The following is a 16,846-nucleotide window of genomic DNA, read 5'->3' as shown; positions in this document are numbered from 1 at the left end:
ACATTGCAGAGCGCTTGGCTTCTGCGTTGCTGACCGCGTTTCGCAGCGTTCAGCAGGACGACGATTGTGGCATTCTTTTCTACAGACTGTCAACAACCGCTTTGCCTTTTCTTCGCTTTGCGCCGCTGCGTTCTGGCTTGCTGCCGTCCCGCGCTGCGATCAGCGAAGTCCATGACTGTAGCACGATTTCTGGCCTGTGCAACAGGACCGTCACACATTGTTGAGCCGCCTCAAGCGGCTGTCGGCGTGGCGCGTGCGGAGCGCGGAGCGAAGAGGCCCTGGCTGACCGCCTCGGGGTCGTCGCTGGCCAGCACCTCCTGCAGGTGTTGGCGAAGGGCGCGGGTGTCCGCGCGCAGGACGCGTTGCTTGATCGACGAGATGCGGGAAGGGTGCATCGAGAAGCTGCGAAGTCCCATGGCCAGCAACACGTCGGTGAACGCGGTGTCGCCCGCCATCTCGCCGCAGATGCTCACAGGCTTTCCCGCGGCATGTGCTTCGGCGATCGCGCGGTGAATGAGCTGCAGTACCGCCGGATGCCATGGGTCGTACAAATGTGCGACTGCCTCGTCGGCGCGGTCGATGGCCAGGGTGTACTGGATCAGGTCGTTGGTGCCCACGGACACGAAGTCGAAGTGCTTGAGCAGGCGCGGCAGCATCAGGACGGCGGCCGGCACCTCGACCATCGTGCCGATTTCCACGTTGCCCCAGGCCTTGCCGGCCTCGTCCAATTGCTGCTTGGCCTTGGCGATGGCTTCGAAGGCCTGACGCACCTCGCCCAGGTGCGCCACCATGGGGAGCAGCAGTCGAACTTTGCCATGGGCGCTGGCCCGAAGAATGGCACGGAGCTGCTGCCGAAACATCCCCGGCTCCGAGAGACTCCATCGGATGGCACGCAAGCCGAGCGCGGGATTGAGGGCGTGTTCGTGCCGTAGTTCATTGGCGGACATCCGGTCCAACGGCTTGTCGGCACCGATGTCGACTGTGCGAATTGTCACGGGCAGCCCGTTCATCGCCTCAACCGCTGCGCGGTACGCCTCGAACTGCTCCTCTTCCCCGGGCAGTTCCCCTCCCCGGTTCATGAACAGGAACTCGCTGCGGAACAACCCGACGCCCACGGCGCCTGCCTCCACCGCAGCGGCAGCGTCACCCGGGAGCTCGATGTTCGCGAGCATCTCGACCCGCTCGCCGTCCAGCGTAATCGCCTGCGTGTGCCGCAGCCGTGACAAGCGGTCGCGCTCCAGCCCGCTCTGCCGTTGGCGGAAGCGGTATTCCTCCAGCACGATGGGCGAGGGGTCGACGACGACGACGCCAGTGTCGCCATCGATGACGACCCAGTCGTCCTGGCGGATGATCCGGCTCGCCTCGCGTGCCCCCACCACCGCAGGAATGTCCATGCTGCGGGCCACGATGGCGGTGTGGGACGTCTTGCCGCCGACATCGGTCACGAAACCGGTGAACACGCTGCGCTTGAACTGCAACATGTCCGCCGGGGCGATGTCGTTGGCAATCAGAACGAGCGGATCTTCACCGGCGAAGTCACGCGGCGGCACGCCCGGCGCCGGTGCATAGGACACGGATGGCCCGCGTGCCATGGCCCGCAGCAGCCGCTCCACCACCTGCTCCAGGTCGGCCTTGCGTTCCCGAAGATAGTCGTCTTCCATTTCGTCGAACTGCCGGGCCAGCACCTCGAGCTGCGCCGACAGGGCCCACTCGGCGTTGTAGTGCCGTTCGCGGATCCACTGCTTGGTGGCCAGCACCAGCGTCTCGTCGCGCAACAGCATCAGGTGGACATCGAGCAACGCCGACAACTCGGGCGGGGCGTCCACCGGCAAGTCGCGCTGGAGTGTCGTGAGTTCCAGCGCGACGGCGTCCCGGGCCCCGCGTAGGCGCTCGGTCTCGGCCTCGACATCGGTCTCGTTGATGAAGTAATGCGCGACGTCGATGCGGCTCGAGGCGACCAGCACCGCGCGCCCGATGGCGACACCACGGGAGACGGGCAGACCGAAGACCTGAAAGCTCATGAGCCATCGTAGCAGCGGCTTTCGTGCCCCCGCATCAGGGTCCGCCCGCGCGACCCGTGTCACTGCGGCGTCATGCCCGCTTCATGGCCGCGTCACGCCTTGCCGCAACCATCCTGTCATCTACAGGAGAACGCCATGAGGGACCTGCCGCTGCCGACGATGCCGATTTCAGACCTGCTGGGCGAGTCTTCCCGGAGGTCGCTTCACCGACGCTCCGCGCACGTCCCGCCTGCCCGCAGCGTTGCAACCCGCCTCGAAGTGGTTTGGGCTCGCGATGAAGCTGACGTTCGGCAAGCGCAGCAGCTGAGGCACCTCGTCTTCGCCGAGGAAATGGGTGCCCGACTGACCGTGCCCCATGGCAGCCCGGCGGGCCACGACATCGACATGTTCGATCCGTACTGTGAACACCTGCTGGTGCGCGACGTCTCGAACGACGGCGAGCCGGGTTCCGTGATCGGCACCTACCGGGTACTGACGCCGGACGCAGCCAAGCGCGTGGGCGGTCTCTACAGCGACACCGAGTTCGACCTGACTCGCCTGCGCCACCTGCGTCCCACGATGGTGGAACTGGGCCGCTCGTGCGTGCACCCGGACCACCGCTCGGGGGGTGCCATCCTGGCCCTTTGGGGCGCCCTCGCCGAGTTCATGGACCGGAACCGGCTGGACACAATGATCGGCTGCGCAAGCGTCAGCATGCGCGACGGCGGCCATGTGGCCGCCAGCCTGTGGGAGCAGCTGCGCCGCCAGCACCTCGCACCCATCGAGCTGCAGGTGCGCCCGCGCCTGCCTCTGCCCGTGGAAGAACTGCAGCAGGACCTGGCAATCGAAGCCCCGGCCCTCATCAAGGGGTACCTGCGCTGCGGCGCCAAGGTGCTCGGTGCCCCGGCCTGGGACCCTGACTTCAACACGGCGGACCTGCCGATGCTCATGCGCATCAAGGACCTGCCGGCGCGCTATCGCCGTCACTTCCTCGGCGCTTGATCGAACCCATGCCGGCCCGGCGGGCCGGCTGTTCTCATTCGGCTTCGCCGAACTTGTCAACGATCAACTGACGCAAGGCATCCATCGCGGCCCGCTCGTCGACCCCGGACGTTTCCAGCTCCACCTCGGCGCCCAGTCCCGCTGCCAGCATCATCACCCCCATGATGCTCTTCGCGTTGATGCGCCGTTCGCCGCGCGACATGAAGACGTCCGACTTGAACGTGCCTGCCAGCTTCGTGAGCTTGGCCGACGCCCGGGCGTGCAGGCCGAGCTTATTGCTGATGGTGATGGTGGACTTGATCATTGGCACCCGGTTTGAAGGCTTGATTCTGCGGCCGTGAGACGGCCACCTGCATCACGCCCTGGGTGGCGCCGGCCACGGCACGAGCCACCAGAGCGTCGAGCGGTTCATCGGCGTAGCAGAGCGAACGCCACAGCATCGGCACATTGACCCCGGCGACCACCTTGACGTGCACGCCGTCGGCCAGACGCTGCGCCACGTTGCAGGGCGTTGCGCCAAAGACGTCGGTGAACACCAGCACCTCGGGCGAATTCACCTCGGACAGCAGAAGGCGCGCCTGGGCCTCGATCTGCTCCGCGCTCATGTCAGGCAGCACATCCAGGGCCATCAGGCGGCTGGCGCAGTCCGGGAACGCATGCTGAGCCACCGCCTTCAGCGAAGACGCCATGGGGGCATGGGCGATGATCAGGAGACCGGGCATGGCATCGAATTATCGGGGCTACCGGGTAAAGCAGGAGGGTAGCGGCCCGCCCCGAGCCGGAGCGTCGGCACCGCCGCACGCACCATTAGACATCAGCGAACGCTCGCGCGTTGCAAACCCCGGGCGCTTGTCCCCTCATGGCGACAGTTCGACGCCTTCGAAAAAGGTGTCTGCGGCAGCCTGCGGAACGGTGCGGCCCTGCACCAGCGCCTGATACACCCGCGTGCCGTGCGCCAGGTACATCGACTCCTGGTGAATCGGCGTGCCATCGGGGAGGCGCCCCTCCAGGCGGAACCGTTCGGCGGGAGGAGCCGAAGGCGCCCCGCGCAGGCGCGGCACCGGTCCGGCTGGCGCGGGCGCCGCGCCGAGGTTGCCCGCCTGGGCCGCGCGCAGCGCCGCCAGCGCCGCGGGAATCCGCTCGGCATGCCCGACATCCAGCGCGGCGACAGCGAACATCGCTCCGCCCGCTTCGCACGCCGACATGGTCAACGGCGCAGGAGCGGCGCCACCGAGGCTGACCGAACGTGTCTCGACCGTCGGCTTGCAGGGAAACAACACCACCGCACCCGGCGCCCGCGCCTGGCGCCAGTCCAGTGCCGGCGAGCAACCCGCCAACCCGAGCAGCAGCATCGGCAGCAGCGCGACGGTCGGCACGAGGTGGCGGGAGCGCTTGGGGCAAGGCAAGGTCATGGCCGCATTATCGACGTGGGCCTGCCGCACAATTGCCGCATGACCCAGTCGCCCTCCCCTTCCCAGCCGCAGTCCCTCGCCGGCGTGCGCGTGCTCGACCTCTCACGCGTCCTGGCCGGCCCCTGGTGCACGCAGACACTGGCCGATCTCGGCGCCGAGGTGATCAAGATCGAGCGCCCCCTGCGAAACGGCGCCGGCGGCGACGACACCCGAGGCTGGGGCCCGCCCTTCCTCAAGGGCCGCGACGGCGCCGACACCGCCGAGGCCGCCTATTTCCTGGGCACCAATCGCAACAAGCGCTCCATCACGGTCGACATCGCCTTGCCGGAAGGCCAGACCCTCATTCGCCGACTGGCCGCCCAGTGCGACGTGTTCATCGAGAACTTCAAGGTGGGCGACATGGCCCGCTATGGCCTGGACGCCGCGACCTTGCGCGCGGAGCAACCCCGGCTCGTCTACTGCTCGATCACCGGCTTCGGCCAGAGCGGCCCCTACCGCGAGCGGGCGGGCTACGACTACGCCATCCAGGGCATCGGCGGCCTGATGAGCGTGACGGGCGAGCGAGACGATCTGCCCGGTGGCGGCCCCCAGAAGGTGGGCGTGGCCGTGGCCGATCTCTTCACCGGCATGTACGCGACGGTTGCCATCCTGGCGGCCCTGCGCCACCGTGACGCAACGGGCGAAGGCCAGGCGATCGACATGGCCCTCCTCGACACCCAGGTCGCGATGCTGGCCAACCTGGGTGCGAACTACCTCGCCACGGGCGTGCCGCCCAAGCGCGTGGGCAACGCCCACCAGAACATCGTGCCGTATCAGGTCTTCGAGACGTCCGACGGTCACCTGATCCTCGCGGTGGGCAACGATGGCCAGTTCGCCAAGTTCTGCGACATCGCGGGTTGCCCGGGTCTCGCCACCGATCCCCGGTTCGCCCGCAATGCCGACCGGGTGCGCCACCGTGAAACGCTCGTCCCCATGCTGGGCGCCATCCTCAAGACCCGCAGCAAGAAGGACTGGCTCGAGGCACTCGAGGCCGCGAAGGTTCCGTGCGGCGCCATCAACAACCTCGAGGAAGTGTTCGCCGATCCGCATGTGGTGGCCCGCGACATGACCGTGTCCCTGGCACATCCACAGAGCGATGCGCTCAAGCTGGTCGCCAGCCCCATGAAGCTGTCGGGCACACCGGTGCAGTACCGCCGTCCACCGCCCCTGCTGGGCGAACACACCGACGAGGTCCTTCGGGAGCTTGGCTGGTCGGCCGACGAACTGGGCGCCTTGCGCCGCGCCGGCGTTCTCTGAGCGGAGCCGGTCAGCCGAGGCAGTCCCCCACGTTCGTGGCAGCCGCCCCCCCAGGTCCGGGGATTCGGCCCTGACAACCTGTCACAAGGAGACCAAGCCGGGTGACACTTTGACACTACTTGCCAGATCGACGCCCGCGGCGCTGCCGCCCCGGGCCGACCGGCAACCGGAGCCGCCATGGACCTGACCGAACTGAACCGCGCCACCGCGCTGCCGCCCGCCGAGGTGGCCCCTGCCGATTCCACGCGCTGGCGTGACATCGTCCAAGCACTCAGCGCCGAGATGGCCATGCCCCTCACGTCCGCGCTCGAGCGTGTGCAGGAGCTTACGAGCACGGGCCGCATCGACCGCGCCAGCCTCCGCGCCCTCGGAGAAGAATTGCGCCAGGCCCGGCGGACGGCCATGACGGGCCAGCAGCTGGCCCGCATGGCCAGCGCGGCGGGCCGGCAGTCGCCCGAGCGCCTGGCCCTTGCGGACGTCCTGCGGCAGGCCCTCGAAGCCCGCGCGAGCGAGGCTCAGGCGCGCGGCATCGCGGTGAGGCTTTCGCTTCAGCCCGCCGAGGTCATGGCAGACGCCACGCTTCTCTTCAACCTCGTCGACAACACCCTCGGCTGGGCGCTCGCCCACGCATGCGGACCGCTCGAGCTCCAGACCGACCTGAAACAGTGGCCCGTGCACGCCCGGCTCATCTGCCGATTCGTCCACCTGCCGGCCGACCAATCCGCGAACACCGCGGCGCGCGAGGCCGCGCACGCCGGGCTCGATACCATGGACTGGCGCCTTGTCGAACAGGCCGCCTGGGCCTGCGGTCTCACGGCGGCCCGACGCATCGAAGGGGTGACGACAACGCTCACCTTCGAGTTCCCCCGCACGGTGAATGACACGATGGAAGGCGTGAGCGCGGTCGAACTGGGAGAGGGCCACCTCGCCAAGCCGCTGGCGGGCAATCATGTGCTCGTCGTCGCCTCGCGGCGGGATGTCCGCATGCAGGTTCGCGACGCGCTGCGCAACATGGGCCTCATCGTGGACTTCGTCGCGTCGGTCGACGAGGCTCGCGACTTCTGCCGCGGCGGCCTGCCACAGGCCATCGTCATCGAAGCCGCCCTGCGCGGCGACCGCTTCAACGAACTGCGCAAGGAAGTCCGGACCAGCGGCACCGATGTCGCCTTCATCGAGATCATCGAGGAAGGCAGCACCTTCGAAGTGTCGGGCTTCGGAGGGCTCAACACCGCACGAGTGGGGCGCGACGCCATTGCCACATCGCTCGCCCCCGCACTGACCTTCGAACTCGCCAAGGTGGCCTGACGGCCTGACCCGGTGTGGTCGGGGGCGGTCAGCGGCCGCCGAAGACGCGACGCAGGATGGCGCTGCCGGTGCCGACCGGGTCCTGGCGGATGCGCTGCTCCTCCTCACCGATCATCAGGTACAGGCCATCAAGCGCCTTTTCGGTGACATAGCGCTCCACGCTCGCGTCCTCCGCGCGCATCAGGCCGAAGGCGGCGGCACGGCCTGCGACCGCGTTGTAGCGTTCGGCGAGCGCCACGCGCTGGGTGGCCCGCGTGACAATGGGAAGGAATCGCTCGCCGAGCGGGAGGCGCGTCTTGTCGGCGAAGAACCGCGTCACCGAGCCGTCCCCTCCGGTCACCAGCTGCCGGGCATCTTCGACGCTCAGGTTCTTGACCGTGCTGACCAGCAGGTTGCGCGCTTCCGGCACGGCCGCCTCGGCCGCCCGGTTCATGGCGACCACCAGGGCATCCACCCGCTTGGCCTGGCCGGTCGCGCGCAGCAGGGACGCCGCATCGTTGAGCACGCCCGGCAACGGGATGCGAACTTTCGGGTTGCCGAGGAATCCATCCACACGGCCGAGTTGTCCGATGGCCGCGACCGCCCCCCGCTCCAGCGCCGCGCGAACCCCCGTGGCCGCATCGCTCTCGCTGAAGCCGAACGGCAATGCGGCCCGAGCCAGCTCCGGCCCTGCCACCAGCCAGGCGCACAAGGTGGCTGACGTAAACTTTCTGCGCTGCATGAAACGACCTCCGACATGAAACTGACCCGTCATCTTGCCATCGGCGCCGCCGCGGCGGCCCTGGTCCTGGCCGCGGCCGGCGTTTACATCGCCGTCGGCTCCGGCACGCCGGCCCCTGACGTGGCCTACACGCGGCTCGATGGAACGACCGGCCGCACGGGCGAACTCAAGGGCAAGGTCGTGCTGGTGAATTTCTGGGCCACCAGCTGCGTCACCTGCATCAAGGAGATGCCGGACATCGTCGCCACGCACAAGAAGTACGCCGGCCGCTCGTTCGACACGCTCGCGGTCGCCATGTCGTACGACCCGCCTGCCTACGTCGCCAACTACGCGCAGTCGCGCCAGCTGCCATTCACGGTCGTCATCGACAACCTGGGCACCATGGCGCGCGAGTTCGGCGACGTCAAGCTGACCCCCACCACCGTGCTGATCAACAAGCGCGGCGAGATCGTCAAACGCTACCTGGGTGAACCCGACTTCGTGGCGCTCCATGCGCTCATCGACAAGCTGATCGCCGAAGGCTGATCCGCACATGGCGCGCGACGCCTGCCTTTCGAGGCGCTGCGCGCGTGGCCGTGCTGGCATGCCTGTCCAACGGCGGATCGACGGCCCGTGGCCCACGCAACGCGAAGCCGATGACGGCGCCCCGCACCGCGACGGACGCGCAGGTTCGACCTAAGACGTGATCGCAGCGGGCGACAACTCATGGGGCGCGCCCCAGGTTGTCGGTCGCCGAGCGCCTGCCTAGACTGCGGCATCCCCTGACCGGAGCCCGCCATGCGCATCGACTCGTCCCTCCAGGTGAATGGTCCCGCCTGGCAGGCCACGGCCGCCTCCCGCGCCACATCCTTCGACAGCGAGGTACGCGGCCGCGACCCGCAAACCATCGACCAGACGTTCGCCGCGCTAAGCCAGGACGTCTACCAGCGTGAGTCGCCGGGCGTGGGCGAATGGCAGCGGCTGGACGCGTCCGCGCTGGCGCGCGTCGGCCTGTCGGCCGCCGATCTGGAAGACCCCGCCACCGGCTTCCGCGCTGCGCTGTACCAGGACGGAGAAGGCAACCATGTGCTGGCGTTTGCAGGATCAGGCGACCTGCCCGACTGGCTGAACAACCTGCAGCAAGGCATCGGCCTCGACTCGGCGCAGTACCGCCAGGCGGTGTCACTGGCCAAGGACGCCAAGCTGGCCTTCGGCGATGACCTGGCCATCACCGGTCACTCGCTGGGCGGCGGCCTCGCCACCGCGGCCGCGCTGGCCACCGGTTCGCCCGCCATCACCTTCAACGCCGCGGGCCTGACCGACCGCACGATCGACGCACTGGGCCTCGATCCGGCCGCCGCCCGGGCCGATGCGGAGGCCGGTCAGGTGCGCCGCTACACCGTGGACGGCGAAGTGCTCACCACCCTGCAGGAGCAGGCCCCGCTGCTCCACCACGCCTTGCCGGACGCACTCGGCCGGCGCATCGCGCTCGACGCGCCGGCGCTCGAAGCCCCGAAGGGCGGTTGGCTCGACCTGCTTCGCGGAGATGGACTGCGCGAACGCATCGAATACGGGCTCGACCTCGCCAGCCGACCCATCACCTTGCACAAGATGGACGCGGTGCGCGAGGCCCTGGCCGCCGAGGCCCCCTGGAGCCATTGACGGGTGGCCCGGTATCGGCGCGCGCTGTGCCTTATGCTGGCGTGGGCCGCCACGGCCTGCGCGGCGAAGGACCAGCCCGACATGAACGTTCACGAGGTATTCGCGAGCCCCGCGGTGGCTGAACTGGCTTCGGCCGTCGCCCGGGGCGACAGCACGCAAGTCAAGGCCTTGGCGCCGCGCACCGGCGTGGCCGCGCGGGGCGATCAGGAGGTCACGTTGCTGCAGTGGGCAGTGCTCAACCGCAGCAATGCGGGGCTGCTGGCCTTGCTGGAAGCCGGAGCCGACCCCTCGCAGCCCGGCACGGGCGGCGCCACGGTCGTTCACCTGGCCGCCATGGCGGACGATCCCGTCTACCTTCGCACGCTGCTGGCCAACGGCGCCGATCCCAACGTGGCGCATGCCGCGACCGGCGCCACGCCGCTCATGTCTGCCGTGCTCGGCGAGCGCGAGCCACAGTTCCGCCAACTGCTGGCCGCACGCGCCGACCTGGCCCGCACCGACCAGCACGGCAACTCCGTCCTGCATGTCGCAGCCAAGGCCAACGACAGCGCACGCCTGCTCGACCTGCTGCGGGCCGGCGCCGATGCCCGGGCGCTCAATCACCAGGGCGCGAGCTTCCAGCGCTACCTGGCGCTCACGCCCAGCCGGGTGTTGAACGAGCCCTCGCGACAGCGCCGCGCGGAGATCGTCCACTGGCTCACCACGCACGGGATCGACGTGGACCGCGACCTTCGCTGAACCCGAGCCACGCGCCGGGCCCCGGCGCTCCACCATCGCCGCGCGCGAGACGACTCACGTGCCGGCCAGTGCCGACGATCGAGCGGCACGCGGCAACGCCCGGCCGTCAGGCATGAAGACATGCAGCTGCGACGGAGGGAAGTCGAACGGCACCTCATCGCCCTCCCTCAGCCGCTCGTCGAGCGTCTTGGCCATGAAGCTGACGGCCGGGTCGCCCGCCTCCACATAGGCATAGCTGTGCTCCCCGAGGTGCTCCAGGTGCGTGACACGGCCGCGGTGCGGGCCGCGGCCAAGCTCCACATGCTCCGGGCGAATGCCCAACGTCACCTCGGCCCCTGTCGCCAAGCCCGAGTCCGGCAGACGTTGCACCGCTGCCTTGAACGGCCCGACGGCGCTGCGGATCTCCAGGCTGTCGCCTGCGGCGCCGCTCGCGTTGCCCGGAAGAAAGTTCATGGCGGGCGAGCCGATGAAGCCGGCCACGAACTGATTGGCGGGATGGTGGTACAGCGTCAGCGGCGCACCCGCCTGGGCCACGCTTGGCAGCCCGAGCCGGGCGGCGTCGGGGCGCAAGAGCACGATCTTGTGGGCCAGGGTCATGGCCTCCACCTGATCATGCGTCACATAGACCATGCTGGCCGAGCCCAGTTCACGGTGGAGCCGCGCGATCTCCACACGGGTCTTCACGCGCAAGGAAGCGTCGAGGTTGGACAGCGGTTCATCGAAGAGGAACACCTGGGGGTGCCGCACGATGGCACGCCCGATCGCGACCCGCTGCCGCTGCCCCCCCGACAATTCGCGCGGCTTGCGCTGGAGCAGCTCGTCCAGGTGCAGGATGCTCGACGCCTCGGCGACGCGCCGTTCGATCTCGCCGGCAGGCAACTTGTGGTGGCGCAGCCCGAAGGCCATGTTCTCGAAGGCGCTCATGTGGGGGTACAGCGCATAGCTCTGGAACACCATGGCGACGTTGCGGTCGGCCGGTGGCAAGCTGGTGACGACCCGTCCCCCGATCTCGATCTCGCCGCTCGTCGGATCATCGAGCCCCGCGATCAGCCGCAGCAGCGTCGACTTGCCGCAGCCCGACGGACCGATGAAGACGCAGAACTCGCCCGGCTCGATGGTCAGGCTGATGTCCCTGAGCACCGGCGTGCCACCGAAGTGCTTGTTGATGTCGCGCAGCTGGATCCGGGACATGGAGACTCCGAAAGTGAAGTGGCATCAACCCTTGACGGCACCGGCCGTGAGGCCCGCGACGATGCGCCGCTGGAAGTAGACGACAAGAACCACCAGGGGCAGCGTCACGATGACGGAAGCGGCCATGATCGAGCCCCACGGCAACTCGAATCCTGACGCGCCCGAGATGAGCGTGATGGCCACTGGCACGGTGCGCTGCTCGGTGGACAAGGTGAACGTCAGGGCGAACAGGAACTCGTTCCACGATGCGATGAAGGCGAGCAGTCCGGTGGCCACCATGGCGGGCCAGAGCAAGGGCAGGAAGATGCGAAAGATGACGGTCAGCACGCCCAGGCCATCCATGAGCGCTGCCTCCTCCAACTCGCGTGGCAGCTGCCGCATGAAGGTCACCAGCACCCACACGGTGAACGGCAAGGTGATGACGAGATGCGAGATCCACAGCGCGCCCAGGTGGTCGTACAGCCCGAGGAAGTTGACCAGCTCGTACATGCCCGACAGCACCGCCACCTGGGGGAACATCGACACGGCGAGGATGGTGCCGAGCAGCAGGCCCCGTCCCTTGAAGTTCACGCGTGCGAGGGACCATGCCGCAAGCAGGCTCAAGCCCAGCGACAGCAGCACGGTACCCGCCGCGACGACCGCCGAATTGAGCAGGTTGTGCCCGAAGGGCTGGTCGCGGAACAGCGCTCGGTAGTTGTCCAGCGTCGCCGCGCTCGGCCACAGTGTCGGCTCGAACAGGGCCGTGCCTTGCTTGAACGAGGTGGCGATGGCATAGAGAAACGGGAAGAGCGAGACAGCGATGAACACCAGCGAGAAGGCTGCGTGGGCGGCCCGCGCTCCCACCCCGCGCTTCATGCCACCGTCTCCGGCCGCCCGGCGCGCACGAGCGCCAGGTACGCCATCGTCGACAACGCGATCACGAGGAACAGCACCGTGGCCGCGGCCGATCCATAGCCCACCATCTGGAAGTCGATCAGCTGCTCGCGAACGTAGATCGACATGCTCTGCGTGCCGCGGCTGTTCGACGTCATCACGTAGATCAGGTCGAACACCCGAAGCGCGTCGAGCAGGCGAAAGATCATCGCCACCGCGACCCCGGGCATGATCAGTGGCAGCGTGATCCGCGTGAACACGCGCCACGCCGGAACGCCGTCCACCGAGGCCGCCTCGTAGCAGTCGGCCGGAACCAGCTGCAACGCGGCCAGGATCAGCAGCGCCATGAAAGGGGTCGTCTTCCACACATCCACCATCACCACGGTGAACAGCGAGAGCGACGGGTCGGCCGTGAAGCCGAGCGGTCCGCTGATCAGGCCCATCGACAGCAGGCCATGATTCACGATGCCGAACTGGTCGTGCAGCATCCAGTTCCACATGCGCGCCGACACGACCGTTGGAATGGCCCAGGGCACGAGCAGCGTGGCCCGCAGCAATGTGCGCAGCCGCGAGGGATGATTGAGCAGCAGGGCCACGCCAAGCCCCAGGACCGTCTCGATGCTGACAGACAGCACCGCGAACACCACCGTGTTCCAGACGGCGTTCCACCACTCCGGGTCGCGCATCACCCCGTAGGGTCCGAGGTAGTTCTCGAAGCCGATGTAGCGCCAGTCGGAGAGATTCGCCAGGTGGGCGTCCGTGAAGCTGAACCAGATCGTGCGCCCGAGCGGCCAGCCCGCCACCGCCGCCAGCACGACAAGCATCGGCAGCAGCAGCCACCAGGCCGTGCGGACACGCCGCTGCGAAAGGGTCAGACCGCTGGCGTGGCCGCTCATTTCCAGCGGCCACCCCGGCCGAAGCGGTTCAGCGCGCCGTCGAGCTTCTTCAGCGCGGCCGGGGCCTGTGCCCGACCGGACAGCGTGTCGTGGGCGGCGTTCCAGAACTCGTTGCTCACCTGGTTGTAGCGGGCCCCGGTCACGGTGGCCGGGCGCGCCACGGCGTTGGTGAAGGTCTCGTACAGGTCGGCCATGAAGGGGTTGGCCGCCGTGATGTCCGCATCCTTGTAGAGGGCGCCGATGGTCGGGTTGTACGACGCCTTCAATGCACGCTGCTTCTGCACCTCGGCGCTCGTCATGTACAGGACGAGTTCAGCGGCCAGCTGCGGGTGCTTGGAGTATTTCGACACCGCCAGGGACTCACCGCCAAGTGTCGCTGCATGGCGCCCGTCCGCGCCGCCCTTGGGCAGCACCGCCACGCCGATCTTGCCCTTGACGGGACTGTCAGCCCCCTGCCCGAGCGACCACGCATATGGCCAGTTGCGCATGAAGACCGCGTGCCCGGCCTGGAACACGCCGCGCGATTCCTCCTCCCCGTAATTCAGCACGGCCTTTGGCGAAATGGTGCCCACCCATGAGGCCGCAGTCTGCAGGGCGGTGGCCGCCTTGGGGTTGTTGACCGTCACCTTGCCGGACGAGTCGACGACGGTTCCCCCGTTGAAGCTCGCCACCCACTCCAATGCGTTGCAGCTCAGGCCTTCGTAGGCGCGGCCCTGCCACACGTAGCCCCACATCTTGTCGTTGCCGGCGGCCCGCTCGGCGGCCTGGATCTTCGTCGCCGATGCCTTGAGTTCGTCCCAGGTGACGGGCACCTTCTGACCGTGCTTCTCGAGCAGGTCGCGCCGGTAGAAGAGCAACCCGGCGTTGGTGAACCACGGCATGGCGACCAGCTTGCCGTCCACGGTGTTGTTGGCCACCATGCCGTCGAAGTGCGCCTTCTGCGTCCCCTTGGCCAGCGGGCCCAGGTCCGCCAGATGGGCGGCCAGCAGGCCGGGCCACACCACGTCGATCTGGAAGACATCGATCTTGTCCGAGCGCGCACTCAGGACCTGCTGGTACAGCGCGAGCCGCTCGGTGCCGTCGTTCGGCGTGGAGACGATCTCGACCTCGTTGCCGGTCTTGCGGGCCCAGGCCCCGGCGGCCGAGCGGCACAACTCGAGTTCCTGGCCAAGGCCGCTGCAGGACACCTTGAGCGAGGCGGCCTCGGCCGTAAGGGAGCAGAGCACGAGTGCAGCGGCAGCGCCGCACCGGGACGGATGAAGCATCTGGGATCTCCTTCGGTCGCCGGCGGTGCCGGCAGATGGATTGCGGGTGCAACCCTAGACCCGAAAGAGCGGCCGTGGGCAAAGGCCGTGATGCCAGTGGGCGGAATTAGCCGAAGGATGACGCCAACTGGCTCAACGAATGAGCCAGCTTATCGATCGAAGCCGACACAGCGCTCGGCTTGCGTTCGCGCATTGCGCTGCTCGATGCAGGGCCGAGCCGCGACGGGCCGGCCCTGCCTGGGTCAGCGAAGCGTCCGGGCTTTCATTCGCCGAGCGCCTCGGCCTGCGAGCGCAAGCAGCAAGAGCGTGAGGCCCATCAGTTCGAGCGCGCCCGTCGCGCCCCCGCCGTCACCGCCGCCTGCGGGCGCCGCACTGACGGTGCCCGCGGGTGAGACGGTACCGCGCCAGCTGGCGACCGCTTGCTTGCCCATGTCGTCGGTCACGGTGACCTGCACCGTGAACGTGCCCGTGGCGACTGCCGCCAGCACGATGGCAGGTTCATCGGCCGCGCTCTTGATGAGAGCGACGGTGCCGTTGCCTTCGGTCAGCGACCATCCGTACGCGGACACCTTGCGCCCCGGGCTCGTCACCAGGTTGACTGTGGCCACAGAGAACGACTGGCCCACCATCGGTGCATCGTTTCGGGTCTGCACACCGACCGAGAGCGCGTTCACGTCAATGCCGAGGTCGGTGCTGTCGCTCTGCCCCAGGTCATCCTGCACCGTCAGACGCACGACGAACCGGCCGACGCTGGACGGAACCACCACGACGCTTTCACCCGTGTTGCTGCCCTGGAAGCCGCTCACGATGCCGCCGCCGTCCACGATCGACCACGTCCGACTCTGGACGGTGCGACCTGCGCTCACCTGGCTGCCGCTGGAAGACAAGGTCACCACTTGCTTCGGATCGGGCATCGCAGGCGACACGGCAATCACTGCATCCAGGAAGCCGGCCGTCGCACCCGCCGCCGCTGCACGCACGGCCGCATTCACGTCCAGCATGCCGGCGCCACAGGTCTGGTTGGTGCAGTAGCACTCATACTGGTCCACGCCGGTCGGCGCACGGCAGCTGGGCACATCCGCAGCAGCGCCGGTCGCCGGGAAGGGCCGGGCCGTGGCCTTCAGCACCTCGATCGCCTGGGCCGGCGTCAGCGACGGGTTCACCGACATCATCAACGCCACCGTGCCCGACACCAAGGGCGCGGAGAAGCTGGTGCCGACGGCGTAGTTGGTGCCGTTCGTGTACGTGCCACCCGCTGCGCCCGCGACCGGTACGGTCTTGCCGGTGTTCGTGGTGCTGAGGATCGGGTACTGGCACTCGCCGACGTCGCTCACGCAGTTGCCGCCCGGTGCCGACACCGTGACGTTGGGCCCGACGTCCGAGAAAGCCACCTTGGTGCCGGTGTGACGAACGCCAGCCACGGCGATGACCCCGGTGCAGTTGGCGGGAACGCCCAGGGCATGACCGGAGGAGTTGCCTGCCGCTGCCACGATCACCGAGCCGGCTGCCGTGATTTCAGCCACGGCATCGGCATACGCCGTGTTGCAGGCATCATCTCCGCCAAGGCTCATGTTGATCACGCGGGCCGGGTTGGCATTCGAGGGAGCGCCCACGACGGCGCGACCGGCCGCCCAGCGCATGCCGGCGATGATGTCGGAGTCGTAGCCGAAGCACTTGCCCAGCACGCGCACGGGGAGCAGCTTGCTGCCGGTCGCCACGCCGGCCATGCCGTTGCCGTTGTTGGAGAGCGCCGCGATCAGGCCGGAAACCTGCGTGCCGTGCCACGAACTGTCGGCCACGGAGCAGCCCTGGAACTTGGAGGTCGCCGCCTCGGCCGAGGTCACCCAGTCGCCCGGGTCCGAGGCGTCCGTGTCCCAACCATTGGTGTCGTTTGCCACCACCGTGTCGTGCACCATGTCCTGGCCGGGAAGGAACTGGCCGGCAAGATCGGGGTGGTCGAGACGGACGCCGGTGTCGAGGACCGCGACGACGACGCCTGCGCCTGACGCGACATCCCAGGCCAACGGGGCATTGATGCCCGCGGTCACGGAGGCGGTCGGGGCCTTCAGGTACCACTGGCCGCTGAGCGGGCTGACGCCGATCGACGGACCGTAGAGCGGGTCGTTCGGCGGGGCCAGGCGGGTGCGCCGGCGGTCGGGCACGGCATAGGCCACCTGCGGGTCCGCGCTCAAGGCACGGGCCAGTGCCTCGCTGTCGAGACCCTTGGCCATCATCACCTGGGCACGGTCCGAGATCGCACGGCCCGCGGTGAGCGTCTTGCCGGCCCGGGAGGCAAGCGCATTGGCGCGCGACTGCAGGACCGAGGCAGCATCGGCCCTGACCACGGTGCCGCTCAGTGGCGCCGAGCGCAAGGTGGACGCATCGTCCTTGAACTTGACGATCACGCGCGCCTCGTTCGCGTCGGACGCGAACAGCCGCGGCCGTGGTCCCTGTGATTCGCCCGCCGCGTTACCGGCCAGGCAGAGCGCTGCGAGACTCACGGCCA

Annotated in this window: 17 protein-coding genes; 7 read left to right on the top strand and 10 right to left on the bottom strand. The window is 68.4% G+C overall.

Annotated elements, in window-relative coordinates; genetic code table 11:
• On the top strand, nt 1-224 hold a 224-nt coding region (locus tag ACSQ2F_RS22935), incomplete at its 5' end, for a hypothetical protein (RefSeq protein ID WP_436026681.1).
• Between the two features lie 6 nt (nt 225-230).
• On the opposite strand, the gene ptsP is transcribed toward ACSQ2F_RS22935, so the two are convergent.
• Nucleotides 231-2,021: a phosphoenolpyruvate--protein phosphotransferase gene (gene ptsP, locus ACSQ2F_RS22930; RefSeq protein ID WP_436026679.1), complete on the bottom strand. Its 1,791-nt coding sequence runs from the start codon at nt 2,019-2,021 to the stop codon at nt 231-233.
• Between the two features lie 135 nt (nt 2,022-2,156).
• On the opposite strand from ptsP, the gene ACSQ2F_RS22925 reads away from it, so the two are divergent.
• A complete protein-coding gene (locus tag ACSQ2F_RS22925; RefSeq protein ID WP_436026677.1) occupies nt 2,157-3,002 on the top strand; it encodes a GNAT family N-acetyltransferase in 846 nt (281 codons plus the stop codon).
• Between the two features lie 34 nt (nt 3,003-3,036).
• Here ACSQ2F_RS22925 and ACSQ2F_RS22920 read toward each other — a convergent pair whose 3' ends face one another.
• The 3 genes from ACSQ2F_RS22920 to ACSQ2F_RS22910 form a co-directional block, all read right to left on the bottom strand.
• On the bottom strand, nt 3,037-3,306 hold the full coding sequence (locus ACSQ2F_RS22920) for an HPr family phosphocarrier protein (RefSeq protein ID WP_436026675.1): 270 nt from the start codon (nt 3,304-3,306) through the stop codon (nt 3,037-3,039).
• Entirely contained in the window at nt 3,275-3,724 is a 450-nt protein-coding gene (locus ACSQ2F_RS22915) for a PTS sugar transporter subunit IIA (RefSeq protein ID WP_436026674.1), read from the bottom strand. The genes ACSQ2F_RS22920 and ACSQ2F_RS22915 overlap by 32 nt, the downstream gene beginning before the upstream one ends.
• A gap of 135 nt (nt 3,725-3,859) precedes the next feature.
• Entirely contained in the window at nt 3,860-4,414 is a 555-nt protein-coding gene (locus ACSQ2F_RS22910) for a hypothetical protein (RefSeq protein WP_436026672.1), read from the bottom strand.
• 39 nt (nt 4,415-4,453) lie between these two features.
• On the opposite strand from ACSQ2F_RS22910, the gene ACSQ2F_RS22905 reads away from it, so the two are divergent.
• Complete coding sequence (locus ACSQ2F_RS22905) at nt 4,454-5,710, top strand: CaiB/BaiF CoA transferase family protein (protein WP_436026671.1); 1,257 nt, start codon at nt 4,454-4,456, stop codon at nt 5,708-5,710.
• A gap of 177 nt (nt 5,711-5,887) precedes the next feature.
• The gene (locus ACSQ2F_RS22900) at nt 5,888-7,015 is read left to right on the top strand and encodes a hypothetical protein (protein ID WP_436026669.1); all 1,128 of its coding nucleotides are present in this window, start codon (nt 5,888-5,890) and stop codon (nt 7,013-7,015) included.
• Between the two features lie 28 nt (nt 7,016-7,043).
• Here ACSQ2F_RS22900 and ACSQ2F_RS22895 read toward each other — a convergent pair whose 3' ends face one another.
• The gene (locus tag ACSQ2F_RS22895) at nt 7,044-7,736 is read right to left on the bottom strand and encodes a DUF4197 domain-containing protein (protein ID WP_436026668.1); all 693 of its coding nucleotides are present in this window, start codon (nt 7,734-7,736) and stop codon (nt 7,044-7,046) included.
• 15 nt (nt 7,737-7,751) lie between these two features.
• Here ACSQ2F_RS22895 and ACSQ2F_RS22890 point away from each other — a divergent pair, with 15 nt between their 5' ends.
• The 3 genes from ACSQ2F_RS22890 (at nt 7,752) to ACSQ2F_RS22880 (ending at nt 10,115) form a co-directional block, all read left to right on the top strand.
• Nucleotides 7,752-8,261, top strand: a complete 510-nt coding sequence (locus tag ACSQ2F_RS22890; RefSeq protein WP_436026666.1) for a TlpA family protein disulfide reductase — start codon at nt 7,752-7,754, stop codon at nt 8,259-8,261.
• Nucleotides 8,262-8,513: 252 nt separating this feature from the next.
• Entirely contained in the window at nt 8,514-9,377 is an 864-nt protein-coding gene (locus ACSQ2F_RS22885; RefSeq protein WP_436026664.1) for a hypothetical protein, read from the top strand.
• A gap of 81 nt (nt 9,378-9,458) precedes the next feature.
• Nucleotides 9,459-10,115: an ankyrin repeat domain-containing protein gene (locus ACSQ2F_RS22880; protein ID WP_436026662.1), complete on the top strand. Its 657-nt coding sequence runs from the start codon at nt 9,459-9,461 to the stop codon at nt 10,113-10,115.
• A gap of 54 nt (nt 10,116-10,169) precedes the next feature.
• Here the strand turns inward: ACSQ2F_RS22880 and ACSQ2F_RS22875 are convergent, their stop codons facing one another.
• The 5 genes from ACSQ2F_RS22875 to ACSQ2F_RS22855 all read right to left on the bottom strand — a co-directional run bounded on the left by ACSQ2F_RS22875 (nt 10,170) and on the right by ACSQ2F_RS22855 (nt 16,745).
• Complete coding sequence (locus ACSQ2F_RS22875; protein WP_436026660.1) at nt 10,170-11,306, bottom strand: ABC transporter ATP-binding protein; 1,137 nt, start codon at nt 11,304-11,306, stop codon at nt 10,170-10,172.
• A gap of 24 nt (nt 11,307-11,330) precedes the next feature.
• A complete protein-coding gene (locus ACSQ2F_RS22870) occupies nt 11,331-12,161 on the bottom strand; it encodes a carbohydrate ABC transporter permease (protein ID WP_436026659.1) in 831 nt (276 codons plus the stop codon).
• Complete coding sequence (locus ACSQ2F_RS22865; protein WP_436026658.1) at nt 12,158-13,075, bottom strand: carbohydrate ABC transporter permease; 918 nt, start codon at nt 13,073-13,075, stop codon at nt 12,158-12,160. Before ACSQ2F_RS22865 ends, ACSQ2F_RS22870 begins: the two co-directional genes overlap by 4 nt.
• Nucleotides 13,072-14,340, bottom strand: coding sequence for an ABC transporter substrate-binding protein (locus ACSQ2F_RS22860; protein WP_436026657.1), 1,269 nt, complete (start codon nt 14,338-14,340; stop codon nt 13,072-13,074). The genes ACSQ2F_RS22865 and ACSQ2F_RS22860 overlap by 4 nt, the downstream gene beginning before the upstream one ends.
• A 242-nt stretch (nt 14,341-14,582) precedes the next feature.
• Nucleotides 14,583-16,745, bottom strand: a complete 2,163-nt coding sequence (locus ACSQ2F_RS22855) for a S8 family peptidase (protein WP_436026655.1) — start codon at nt 16,743-16,745, stop codon at nt 14,583-14,585.
• Nucleotides 16,746-16,846: the final 101 nt, after the last annotated feature.

The sequence above is a fragment of the Rhizobacter sp. LjRoot28 genome, from assembly GCF_964253025.1.
GTDB lineage: Bacteria > Pseudomonadota > Gammaproteobacteria > Burkholderiales > Burkholderiaceae_C > Rhizobacter.
This window is presented reverse-complemented; position numbering and strand designations above follow the sequence as displayed.